The 12,181-nt window shown below is 66.7% G+C and carries 10 protein-coding genes; 9 read left to right on the top strand and 1 reads right to left on the bottom strand.

What is annotated here, in order from left to right; translation table 11 throughout:
• The first annotated feature begins 96 nt into the window (after positions 1 to 96).
• Positions 97 to 531 carry a hypothetical protein gene (locus tag AC1DBQ_RS17285; RefSeq protein WP_476929685.1) on the top strand — a complete coding sequence of 145 codons (435 nt, stop codon included), beginning with the start codon at positions 97 to 99 and terminating at the stop codon, positions 529 to 531.
• 82 nt (positions 532 to 613) lie between these two features.
• Here AC1DBQ_RS17285 and AC1DBQ_RS17280 read toward each other — a convergent pair whose 3' ends face one another.
• Positions 614 to 1,168 carry an NUDIX domain-containing protein gene (locus tag AC1DBQ_RS17280; RefSeq protein WP_476929683.1) on the bottom strand — a complete coding sequence of 185 codons (555 nt, stop codon included), beginning with the start codon at positions 1,166 to 1,168 and terminating at the stop codon, positions 614 to 616.
• A 198-nt stretch (positions 1,169 to 1,366) separates the two neighbouring features.
• On the opposite strand from AC1DBQ_RS17280, the gene AC1DBQ_RS17275 reads away from it, so the two are divergent.
• The 8 genes from AC1DBQ_RS17275 to AC1DBQ_RS17240 all read left to right on the top strand — a co-directional run.
• Positions 1,367 to 3,235: an HNH endonuclease signature motif containing protein gene (locus tag AC1DBQ_RS17275; RefSeq protein ID WP_476929682.1), complete on the top strand. Its 1,869-nt coding sequence runs from the start codon at positions 1,367 to 1,369 to the stop codon at positions 3,233 to 3,235.
• Positions 3,236 to 3,943: 708 nt separating this feature from the next.
• Positions 3,944 to 4,327, top strand: coding sequence for a hypothetical protein (locus tag AC1DBQ_RS17270; RefSeq protein WP_476929681.1), 384 nt, complete (start codon positions 3,944 to 3,946; stop codon positions 4,325 to 4,327).
• Positions 4,328 to 4,561: 234 nt separating this feature from the next.
• Positions 4,562 to 5,545 carry a bifunctional riboflavin kinase/FAD synthetase gene (locus AC1DBQ_RS17265; RefSeq protein WP_476929680.1) on the top strand — a complete coding sequence of 328 codons (984 nt, stop codon included), beginning with the start codon at positions 4,562 to 4,564 and terminating at the stop codon, positions 5,543 to 5,545.
• A 99-nt stretch (positions 5,546 to 5,644) separates the two neighbouring features.
• Positions 5,645 to 6,499: a tryptophan 2,3-dioxygenase gene (gene kynA / locus AC1DBQ_RS17260; RefSeq protein ID WP_476929679.1), complete on the top strand. Its 855-nt coding sequence runs from the start codon at positions 5,645 to 5,647 to the stop codon at positions 6,497 to 6,499.
• Entirely contained in the window at positions 6,496 to 7,761 is a 1,266-nt protein-coding gene (gene kynU, locus AC1DBQ_RS17255; RefSeq protein WP_476929678.1) for a kynureninase, read from the top strand. The genes kynA and kynU overlap by 4 nt, the downstream gene beginning before the upstream one ends.
• Positions 7,762 to 7,963: 202 nt before the next feature.
• On the top strand, positions 7,964 to 8,233 hold the full coding sequence (gene rpsO / locus AC1DBQ_RS17250) for a 30S ribosomal protein S15 (RefSeq protein WP_476929677.1): 270 nt from the start codon (positions 7,964 to 7,966) through the stop codon (positions 8,231 to 8,233).
• 246 nt (positions 8,234 to 8,479) lie between these two features.
• Complete coding sequence (locus AC1DBQ_RS17245) at positions 8,480 to 10,732, top strand: polyribonucleotide nucleotidyltransferase (RefSeq protein ID WP_476929684.1); 2,253 nt, start codon at positions 8,480 to 8,482, stop codon at positions 10,730 to 10,732.
• 197 nt (positions 10,733 to 10,929) lie between these two features.
• The coding region (locus AC1DBQ_RS17240) for a M16 family metallopeptidase (RefSeq protein WP_476929676.1) at positions 10,930 to 12,181 on the top strand (1,252 nt) is incomplete at its 3' end.

Raw genomic sequence — 12,181 nt, 5'->3', positions numbered from 1 at the left:
GCATGAACCAGATCTGGTACTGACATGGAAGAGGCAGAAAACGTGAGTGCAAAATCCTCGCAGGACGGAACCGGCTCCCCGGAGGTGTCCTCCCGGATGACCGKGCAGACGGACGCTGCACCGGCGTCAACCGATACCCGCAACACCGGGCCCGGCCGCCTGCTGATTGCTGTCTACGCCGTCTTCGCGATATCTGCAACGGCCCGGGCCGGCTACCAGATTCTGACGAAGTTCTCCGAGGCGCCTCTGGCCTACCTGTTGTCCGCTTTCGCCGCGCTGGTCTACGTGGTGGCGACGGTGTCCCTCGCGAGGCCGGGCCGCACCGCCTTCAAAGTCTCCGTGGTCGCGGTTCTGGTGGAACTCGTCGGMGTCTTGGTAGTGGGGGCACTGAGCGTGTTCGACTCSGTGAACTTCCCGCACGAGACAGTCTGGTCCTTGTTYGGCCGCGGCTATGGGTTTATCCCGCTCCTGCTGCCGATCTTGGGGCTCATCTGGCTGTACCGGCGGCGGCCTGCTGCTCGGAAGGCTTAAAGCGGGCTGCGTCCCGGGCGGGTTGGGCCAGCCGCCGTTTCCCGGCGTGGCACGTCACGCGTTGATGAGCTTGGACCGTACGTTACGCCCGGAGGGTGATGCGCGGATCCTCCGCGAGCCGGCGTCGCAGCCCGGGCCAGGCCGCCGCAAAGCCCGGGTGCAGTTCCTTGCCGGCGACGGCGTCAATCCCCACCCATTGCAATTCGAGGCTTTCCGGATCACTGATCTTGGCCTCGAAGGGGTGCAGCGCTTCGGCAACGACCGTGGTGTAGGTCCAATAACCGACGTCGAACACCGACGTGAAGAGGACGCGGACGTTCTCCGGGGGCACGGCCGCTTCTTCCTGGGCTTCCCGTAAGGCCCCGTGGATGGCCTCTTCCCCTTGGTGCAGCGCGCCGCCGGGGAGTCCCCAGGTGCCGCCCTGATCGCTCCAAAGGGCGCGGTGCTGGAGCAGGACGCCCTTGGCGGGGTCGTGGACCAGGAGCCCGGCGGAGCCGAACCGTCCCCAGAACCGGCCGCGGTCGCCCTCCACCCAGGCGTCACCCGGATCGCGGGGACCCAAGGGGCRGCGAGGCTCGCCCGATACGGGCCCTACGAATGGTGAATCCCCGGGTTGGGGTACGACTGTGCTGTCCATCCCTACAGCTTGCCACGTGCCGGTTCGTAGGAGCGTGGGAAGCGTACGCCGTGTTACGGGCAGTTGGTGGGCACCGGGCGTCAGGCCGCCCAACGAGGCCCCAGGGATCAGGCAGCCCAACGAGACACCAGCCGTCGGGCCGGAGTAAGTAGAGGCGGGTCCATAAATTTTGTCGCACCCCTCTGGCAGAGTTGAGCCATGGAAGCCGTTGGAGAGTTCATCCCGGATCAGGCCGACCGGCCAAGGTCCGCGATGCCCGGCCGGCTTCGGCAGTTGGGGACCGTTCCCGGCGCTGCAGGTGATGCTGTAGACGTCAGCGTGGCCGCAGCGCTGGCGCTGCTGCGCACATCCAGTGGGTCAGCCGCCGAGGACGTTGCACGTTTGGACTTTTTCGAGGCTTCGGAGTTCGCCKAAGGGGTCGAGGATCTGTCCCGCACGGTTGAGTATCTGCAGATCATCGCTGCCGCCGCGGTGGACCGCACGCGGCGAGAGGCGGCCGCGGGGGAGAAGGCGTTCGCCGGGTGGGGCTCGGACATGGCGGCCGGTTCAGCCGGCGGCTGGCTGACGGGGTGGAACCTAGACCCCGGCGAAACCGACGGCAGGACGAACGGCAGCAGCGACGATGGGTCCCCGGCCGGTGGACCCACCGGCGCGTTGTCCGACGCACCCTCCGGCGCAGCGGGGACGTGCCTGGAAATGGCTGTCAATGCCGGCGGGGGTGCCGTGACTGCGGCGGCTGTATGCGCCGTGGCGGACGACGGGTACCGGAATACTGCGGAGTTCCTGCGGGCGCGGCTGAGGATCAGCGCGCCMGAGGCCAAACGCCGGCTCACGCTCGCCGCCGAACTGCTGCCCCGCACCGGCATMGGCGGCCATGACTTGCCGCCGTMACGGCCAGAACTCGCCGCAGCCGTCGCCGAAGGGACCGTCGCGACCCGCACCGCGACGATCATCGCGCTGTCCCTGGAACGGGTCCGACACGTGGCCGCGCCCGAGACAGCAGCCACCATGGAACATGCTCTGACCCTGACGGCGATCGAGAACGACGCCGATTTCCTGGCCCGGATCGCCCGGCGCTGGACAGAGGCCCTGGACCAGGACGGGGCCGAACCCTCCGAGGGCGCGCTCCGCCGGCTCCAGGGCGCCTTCATCCGCAAGCCCCGGCACGGAATGCAGCACCTGGAAATCTTCGCCACCGCGGACCAGTTCGAACACCTCGTGATGGTCATGAACTCCGCCGCCAACCCACGCACCGGAACGGCCCCCGGAACAGGTCAGGACGCCGAAGTCGGCACGGTGGGCGGCCCAGTGGAAGACGGGTTGGGTGGGGAAAGCCAAGACGGGCGGGGTCCGGCTCCGGACGGCGCGGACGGCACTGCCGACGGCGCTGCCGACGGCGCTGTCCACGCGGTGGACGCGGCCGACGTCCTCGACAAGCGCTCCCGGCCCCAACTGCTGCTCGACGGCTTGGTCGGTGCCTGCAAAGCCGCCCTCGCCGCCGGAGGCCTGCCCGCCACCGGCGGGCTCCGGCCCCAGATCATGGCCACCATCGACTACCGGGACCTGCTCCAGCGCCTCGGCGGAACCGGCACCCCCGGCGGCGCCGGATCCCTGCCTAACTTCGKCGCCGGATCACTGAACCAGGGAACCGGCTCGCTGATGTTCACCGGCCYGGTCACCGCCTCCACAGTCCGCAAACTCGCCTGCGACGCGGACATCATCCCGGTCGTGCTCGGCGGGGACGGCCAGGTCCTGGACATCGGCCGCACCTCCCGGGTCTTCCMGCCCCATATCCGTAAGGCCCTCGTCGCCCGGGACCAGGGCTGCGCGTTCCCGCAATGCACCATCCCCGCGTCCTGGTGCGAGGCCCACCACATCGATTACTGGTCCCGGGGCGGCAGCACCGGCACGGACAACGGCACATTACTGTGCTCGCACCACCACCACCTGATCCACAAAGAACAGTGGTCCATCCGGATGCGCGCCGGCATCCCCTGGTTCATCCCGCCCCCGCACATCGACCCGAGCCAGTCGCCCCGGCGGAACAGATACTTCCGCCTCGAATAGCCGAAGGATCCTCCTTGGTGCGAAGGGGAGTGCCGTGCCGGTGTCGAATGGCGCGAACGCGGTCCAGAGTAACGGCGCGGCACCTGTGGCATGCTGAACCTCGTGTGTTCCAGCAACGTCCCAGCGAGTCTATCCCGGGTCCTCTTCTACGGGGTGACGGGCAGCGGCAAATCCTCGGCGGCAAGGGCCTACGCCACGGCGACAGGCCTGCCCGAATTTTCGGTCGATGACTGCATCTGTTGGCTCCCCGGATGGGAGCAGCGGGATGCAGCCGAGCAACGCGCCCTCGGCGCGGCCATCGCGGCCCAGGACTGTTGGGTGCTCGACAGTGCGTATGGCGGCTGGCGGGACCTGGTCTTGGMCCGGGCGGAGCTTGTGGTTGCGCTCGACTATCCCCGCTGGCTGTCACTGTCCCGCCTGGTTCGCCGGACGGCGAGACGGATCGTGACCGGGCAGGTKGTCTGCAACGGAAACCGGGAGACCTTGGCTCGGGTGCTCGCCAAGGACTCAGTAGTCCGCTGRCACTTTCAATCCTTCAGCCGCAAGCGACGGGTCATCCGGGACATGGAGGCCGTCCGGACCTCACTGGAAATGGTCGTCTTCCGTCGGCCTAGGGACTTGGAAGCCTGGCTTGCCGGCGTGGCCACGGCGCCCCCCGGGCCGAAAGCCTCTGAGTCACAACGGCCGATACGTGCCTAGGGTGGAGGCATGGACCAACGCCGTCTGTTGCTGCGGGCAGTKAAGTCGTTCCACACCATCGCCTGGTTCACCATCGAGGCCTGCATGGCCTACGTCCTCTATACCGGTATCAGGGGCCGCACCGACCGGACGACGGGCGCTGCCGCCGCCGTGGTCGCCGGAGAGACGCTGATCTTCGCCGCGAACGGCTTCCACTGTCCGCTGACCGCCGTCGCGCGGGACCTCGGCGACGGCAAAGGCTCGGTCACGGATATCTACCTGCCGCATTGGTTCGCACGAAACCTGCCCGGGATCCACGTCCCGCTCATCCTCGCCGCCGCACTGCTGCACTGGCGGAACTGGCGCATCCACGCGGTCCGGGACAGCCAGCGCAGGCTCCTGCTGGGGCGATAGGCCCCACCCGCGCTGACGCCGTCGCCACGCCGCCTGTGAATCGGGTTCCCGCCGAACGGCGCACCGGTCGTGCCCGGGAGGCTGCCCCGGAAGCCGCGTGCGCCGTCCGGAGGCTGCCCCGGGAGCCGCATGCGCCGTCCGGAGACTGCCCGGATTGCGGGTAATCTTAGAGAGTTCCGGAGCCGGCACGGTCCCTCCGGAAGAGTTCATGGCAGGCAGCAAAAGGCGAGGTTGATGGTCCACATCTGGAACGATCTGTCCGAAGTCCCGTCGGACTTTGGTCCTTCGGTTGTCACGTTCGGCAATTTCGACGGCGTGCACCGCGGCCACCAGCAGGTGCTGTCGCAGCTCATCCGCACCGCCCGCTTGAACCACGCCCGCGCCGTCGCGATCACCTTCGATCCGCACCCCGCGCAGGTGCACCGTCCGGAATCGGCTCCCGAGCTGATCATGGGGCTGGAAGACAAGCTCGTGGCACTGGGTGAGCTCGGCCTCGATGCCGTGCTGGTGATGAAGTACTCGCTGGAGCTCGCCAGCCACACACCTGAAGAATTTGTCTCCACGGTCCTCGTGGACGCCCTGAAGGCGAGCCACGTGGTGATAGGCCACGATGCCCGGTTCGGCCGCGGGAATTCAGGGGACCTCTCCACCATGCAGGAACTGGGTAAGAAGTTCGGTTTCGAGGTGCTGGTCATCAGCGAGTTCGGCTCTGAAGGCTTCCCCATCCACGACGACGCCGGTACGGACCGCCGCTGTTCGTCCACGTGGGTGCGCGAGGCCCTCCGCGCCGGCGACGTTGCCACCGCCGCTGCGGTGCTGGGGAGACCGCACCGGATGCGAGGCGAGGTGGTGCACGGTGCCGCACGCGGCCGGGATCTTGGCTTCCCCACGGCAAACCTGGCGTCGACGGCGAGCGGGTACATTCCCGCGGACGGCATCTACGCCGGCTGGCTCGTGGACCAGGCCGGGACCCGCTGGCCTGCGGCCATCTCCGTGGGCTCCAACCCCACGTTCGACGGCGTGAGCCGTCAGGTAGAAGCCCACGTGATCGACCGCCCGGAGGAGTCCGTCGAGGACTTCGATCTGTACGACCAGACAGTTGTGGTGGAATTCGTCTCCAGGCTCCGCGGCATGGTGGCGTACCGTGGGCCTGARGCATTGGTGGAGCAGATGCGCCTCGACGTCGTCCAGGMCCATGACATACTGTTCGCCCGCTGACAACGGGGCCGKACCGGCGTCCAACCCCGCGCCGACGGCGTTCTGACTCACTGGAGCCGCGCGCTGAATCACAGCCAGGCGGCAAGGAAGGCAAGAGACGTGACCATCGAGAAGAACACGAGGGAGCTGGACAGGGACATCGTCCGCGACTTCAGCACGCGGATGAGCTACGCATCCTATCTGCAGTTGCCCACCCTGCTCAGCGCCCAGCAGCCGGTCAGCACCCCGGAACACCACGACGAGATGCTGTTCATCATCCAGCACCAGACCACGGAGCTGTGGCTGAAGCTGGTGCTGCACGAGCTTCGCAGCGCCGCAGCGTGGCTGCGATCTGACGACCTCGGCTCCGCCCTCAAAGCGATCGCCCGCGTCAAGCACATCCAGAAGACCCTTACCGAGCAGTGGTCCGTGCTGGCCACCCTCACGCCCACCGAGTACTCGCAGTTCCGCGGCTTCCTCGGCAACTCGTCCGGGTTCCAGTCCAGCCAGTACCGGGCGGTCGAGTTCCTGCTCGGCAACAAGAACGCCAAGATGCTTCCGGTCTTCGAATCGGACCMCGAGGCCCACGAAATGCTGCGCGAACTGCTCGACGGCCCCAGCATCTACGACGACTTCCTGGCGTATCTCAAGCGCCAGGGCTTCGACGTCCCGGCCTCCGTGCTGGAACGCGACGTCACCAAGGCCCACGAGTTCCGCCCGGAATTGGTCCCGGTGTTCAAGTACATTTACGAGAACGCCGCCGACAACTGGGGCGCCTATGAGGCCTGCGAGGAACTCGTGGACCTCGAGGACAACTTCCAGCTCTGGCGCTTCCGCCACCTGCGCACCGTCCAGCGCACCATCGGCATGAAGGCCGGCACCGGCGGGTCCAGCGGGGCCGCGTTCCTGCAGAAGGCCCTGGAACTGACCTTCTTCCCGGAGCTCTTCGCAGTGCGGACGGAGATCGGCCAGTGAACGCGACCAATGCGGAGACCGCAGGCAACAGCACCGACGCCCTGTGGCAGCGCGCCCGCGACCTCGACGCCGCGGATCCGCTCGCAAACTACCGGGAACACTTCGTCGGCACGGACACCGACCTGTCCTACCTTGACGGGAACTCGCTCGGACGGCCGCTCAAACGGACCATCACCGACATCAGCAGCTTCATCCAGGACAGCTGGGGCGGCCGCCTGATCCGCGGCTGGGATGAGGAGTGGCTCKAACTGCCCCAGGCCATCGGCGACCAGCTCGGCCGCGCCGTGCTCGGTGCGGCGCCCGGACAGACCATCATTGCCGACTCCACCACCGTGGTGCTGTACAAATTGATCCGCGCCGCACTGGCGGCCGTCACAGATCCGGCCCGGACCGAAATCGTCCTGGACACGGACAATTTCCCCACCGACCGCTATCTGGTGGAGGGGATCGCCCGCGAACAGGGCCTGACCCTGCGCTGGATCGACGCCGATCCGGCCTCCGGCGTCACCGTCGAGCAGGTGCGGGCCGCGACGGGCCCGGCCACCGCCGTCGTGGTCCTGAGCCAGATTGCCTACCGTTCCGGTTTCCTCGCCGACCTGCCGGCCGTCACCGCCGCAATCCACGACGCCGGCGCGCTGGTGGTGTGGGACCTTTGCCACTCCGCCGGATCGGTGGAGATCGCATTGGACGACGCCGACGTCGACTTCGCGGCAGGCTGCACCTACAAGTACCTGAACGGGGGACCGGGTTCGCCCGCGTTCGCCTACGTCAACGACCGGCACCTGGCCGGGMTTCAGCAGCCGATCTGGGGCTGGATGGGACGCAAAGACGCGTTCGAAATGGGTCCCGGCTACGAGGCCGCTCCCGGCATCCGCGGCTTCCTCAGCGGCACCCCGGCCATCTTCGGGATGCTCGCCATGCGCGGCACGCTGGACCTGATCGAGGAAGTGGGCATGGCCGCGCTCCGCGGGAAGTCACGGGTTCTGACGGCCTTCGCCCTCGAACTCTACGACGCCTGGCTGGCACCGGCCGGCGTGCAGCTGTCCACCCCGCGGGACCCCGAACTGCGCGGCAGCCACGTGACGATCGACCACCCTGCGTTCCGTGAAATGACGGCCGCCTTGTGGGACCAGGACGTGATTCCCGATTTCCGTGCCCCGCAGGGCATCAGGATCGGGCTGTCTCCGCTCAGCACCTCCTTTGAGGAGCTGTACCGCGGCGTCGCTGCCATCCGGGAGCTGCTTTCGGGCCCGGAGAACTGAGCTCCTTCGCCGGCTGGCGCGGCAGGCGGTTTCGACAAGATCGCGGACGTGCCACTAAACTAAACGTTGGATCCGGCTGCAGTCCGTGGCGGCTGGTTCCTGTTGTGTACGGGATACCTGGCTTCGGCAGGGTGTTCCGGGACGGCACCCCCGGCAGTGAAGTACTGTTTTCGGGCCTCACGGCACATCTCTAGGAGTTAACGTGGCACTTGAAGCCGCTGTAAAGCAGTCCATCATCAAGGAATTCGCAACGTCCGAGGGCGACACCGGTTCGCCGGAGGTCCAGGTTGCGGTCCTGACTCAGCGGATCAAGGATCTCACTGAGCACATGAAGGTGCACAAGCACGACTACCACACCCAGCGCGGTCTGCTGGCCATGGTTGGTCGTCGCAAGCGCATGCTCACCTACCTCAAGAACACTGACATCACCCGCTACCGTMAGCTCATCGAGCGCCTCGGCCTGCGTCGCTAGTCAGCTTTAAGGGGCGGCCCCTTCCGGACCGGAAAGGGCCGCCTTCTTCAGGACAAAACTAAACAGGAGGATCAACCGCATCACGCATTCGCGGTCCTCGGTAGTGATTCCCGGGAACGGCTTCAAGGATTGAAGCCCGGCCCGTGGGTCTCGATCGATGACCGGGTGCAGTGCAGGCCAGTAGACAGATGCTGGGCTGGGTTGATGCGGCTGGGCTCCGTGAACCATGAAACGGAGGTGACTCTCTTGGAGGGTCCCGAAATCCAGTTCTCAGAAGCAGTCATTGACAATGGCCGCTTCGGCAAGCGTGTAATCCGCTTCGAAACCGGCCGTCTTGCCAAGCAGGCCGCCGGCGCAGCGATGGTCTACATCGATGAAGAGACCGCACTGCTGTCCGCCACCACCGCCGGCAAGCACCCGCGTGAAGGCTTCGACTTCTTCCCGCTGACGGTCGACGTCGAAGAGCGCATGTACGCTGCCGGCCGTATCCCGGGCTCGTTCTTCCGCCGCGAAGGCCGCCCTTCCACGGAAGCCATCCTGGCCTGCCGCCTCATGGACCGCCCGCTGCGCCCCGCATTCGTCAAGGGCCTGCGCAACGAGGTCCAGATCGTCGTCACCGTGCTGTCCATCAACCCGGACGAGCTCTACGACGTCGTAGCCATCAACGCTTCCTCGATGTCCACCCAGCTTTCAGGCCTGCCCTTCTCCGGCCCGATCGGCGGCGTCCGCGTTGCCCTCGTCGCCGACGAGCACGGCTCGCAGTGGGTTGCGTTCCCGAAGCACTCCCAGCTCGAGAACGCCGTCTTCAACATGGTCGTTGCCGGCCGCATTGCTGGCGATGACGTCGCCATCATGATGGTTGAAGCCGAAGCCACCKACAACTCCTGGAACCTCATCAAGGAACAGGGCGCCACCGCCCCGACCGAAGAAGTTGTCTCCGAAGGCCTCGAGGCCGCCAAGCCGTTCATCAAGGCCCTCTGCGAAGCACAGTCCGACCTGGCAGCCCGCGCCGCCAAGCCGACCGTGGAGTTCCCGGTCTTCCTGGACTACCAGGACGACGTCTACGCCGCCGTCGAGTCCGCCGCCGCCGAGAAGCTGGCCGCCGTCTTCCAGATCGCCGACAAGCAGGAACGCGACACCGCCTCCGACGAGCTCAAGGACGAGGTCACCTCTTCCCTGGCCGGCCAGTTCGAAGGCCGTGAGAAGGAGCTGTCCGCAGCCTTCCGCTCCGTCACCAAGCAGGTTGTGCGCCAGCGCATCCTCAAGGACCAGATCCGCATCGACGGCCGCGGCCTGACGGACATCCGCCAGCTCACCGCCGAGGTTGAGGTCCTGCCCCGCGTTCACGGCTCGGCCATCTTCGAGCGCGGCGAGACCCAGATCATGGGTGTCACCACGCTGAACATGCTCAAGATGGAACAGCAGATCGACTCGCTGTCTCCCGTGACGCGCAAGCGCTACATGCACAATTACAACTTCCCGCCGTACTCCACCGGCGAGACCGGCCGCGTCKGTTCCCCGAAGCGCCGCGAAATCGGTCACGGAGCCCTCGCAGAGCGCGCCATCATGCCGGTGCTGCCCTCCCGCGAGGAATTCCCCTACGCCATCCGCCAGGTGTCTGAGGCCCTCAGCTCCAACGGTTCGACGTCGATGGGTTCCGTCTGCGCGTCGACGCTGTCCCTGCTCAATGCAGGTGTGCCGCTGAAGGCCGCTGTTGCCGGTATCGCCATGGGCCTGGTCTCCGACCAGGTTGACGGCCAGACCCGCTACGCCGCCCTGACCGATATCCTCGGCGCCGAAGATGCTTTCGGCGACATGGACTTCAAGGTTGCCGGTACCTCCGAGTTCGTCACGGCCATCCAGCTGGACACGAAGCTCGACGGCATCCCGGCCTCCGTCCTGGCCGCCGCCCTGAAGCAGGCCCGCGAAGCCCGCCTGCACATCTTGGATGTCCTGAACTCCGCGATCGACACCCCGGACGAGCTCTCCGAGTTCGCGCCGCGCGTCATCGCGGTCAAGATCCCGGTAGACAAGATCGGCGAGGTTATCGGCCCGAAGGGCAAGATGATCAACCAGATCCAGGAAGACACCGGAGCCGACATCTCGATCGAGGACGACGGAACTGTCTACATCGGCGCCACGAACGGCCCGTCTGCCGACGCAGCACGGTCCGCGATCAACGCCATCGCCAACCCGCAGATCCMGGAAATCGGTGAGCGCTACCTGGGTACGGTCGTCAAGACCACCACCTTCGGCGCCTTCGTTTCCCTGACCCCGGGCAAGGACGGTCTGCTGCACATCTCCGAGCTGCGCAAGATCGCCGGCGGCAAGCGCGTGGACAACGTCGAGGACGTCGTCTCCGTCGGCCAGAAGATCCAGGTGGAAATCACCAAGATCGACGACCGCGGCAAGCTCTCCCTGTCGCCCGTTGTGGMCGACGAGGCAGGCTCCGAGGACGCAGACAGCGCTGAGGTCTCCGCGGACGCCGCAGCAGAGTAGTCTGTCCTGACCAAACGGCGGGGCCGGTGGATCATCCACCGGCCCCGCCGTTGGTTAAAGTCCTCGTAGATGCCCTCGTAGGTGTCCCTGCAGATGTTCCTGCTTATGTCCAGGGAGCAGCCGCCGGGGGAGTGGCCCGCTGGTACGATGGCAGGCAGATTTGACGCATTATTTTGATGGTTTATGGAAAGGCCTTGATGACAGTCGTCCCCCTGCCGCTTGAGCAGAATCAGCACGCAGACACCCTGATCCACGGAGCCGACGGCGGTTCCGAGGTTCGCCGCTCGGTCCTTCCCGGCGGCGTCCGCGTGCTGACCGAAGCCATGCCCGGCCAGCGGTCGGCAACCATCGGTTTTTGGGTCGGTGTGGGCTCACGCGACGAGGCCCCCGGGCAGCACGGCTCCACCCACTTCCTGGAACACCTGCTGTTCAAGGGCACCAAGCGCCGGACCGCCCTGGAAATCGCCTCGGCCTTCGACGAGGTCGGCGGGGAATCAAACGCCGCCACCGCGAAGGAAAGCACCTGCTACTTCGCCCGCGTCCTGGACACCGACCTCCCCATGGCGATCGATGTCATCGCCGACATGATCACCGGGGCCGTCCTGGACCCGCAGGAGATGGAGCAGGAACGCGACGTCATCCTCGAGGAAATCGCGATGGACAGCGACGACCCCACGGACGTCGCGCATGAGCACTTTGTCGCCGCCGTCCTYGGATCCCACCCCCTCGGCCGCCCGATCGGCGGCACCCCGGCAGCCATCCGCGCCGTGGCCCGCGACTCGGTGTGGKACCACTACCGCCGTTACTACCGTCCCGACGAGCTCGTGGTTACGGCCGCCGGCGGCCTGGACCACGACGTCGTCTGCGGGCTTGTGGTGGATGCCCTGCACTCCGCCGGCTGGAGCCTTGAGCCCGCTGCCGCTCCGGTGCAGCGCCGCTCCACCGAGCGAGCGGACATMACCGGCACCGCAGGCCTGCACGTCGTCAAGCGTCCCGTGGAACAGGCCAACATCATCATGGGCTGCCCGTCGCTGGTCGCCACAGACGACCGCCGCTTCGTCATGAGCGTGCTCAACGCCGTGCTTGGCGGCGGCATGTCGTCCCGGCTCTTCCAGGAGGTTCGCGAGAAGCGCGGACTCGTCTACTCCACCTACTCCTTCGCCTCCTCGTACGCCGACGCCGGCTATTTCGGCATGTATGCCGGCTGCACGCCGTCGAAGGTCCGGCAGGTTATCGAGCTGCTCGGCGCCGAACTGGACAAGCTGGCCGTGGACGGCATCTCCGACGAGGAACTCCGCAAGGCGGTGGGACAGCTGTGCGGCGGCATCGTGCTGGCACTGGAGGACACCGGTTCCCGGATGTCCCGGCTGGGMCGCGCGKAGCTGGTGTCCGGCGAGTACCAGGACATTGACGAGACCCTGCGCCAGATCAAAGCCGTCACCGAAGCGG

The sequence above is a fragment of the Arthrobacter sp. 10T413_2 genome, from assembly GCF_056394205.1.
Note: the sequence above shows the minus strand (reverse complement) of the source record. Positions and strands in the feature narration are given on the sequence as shown.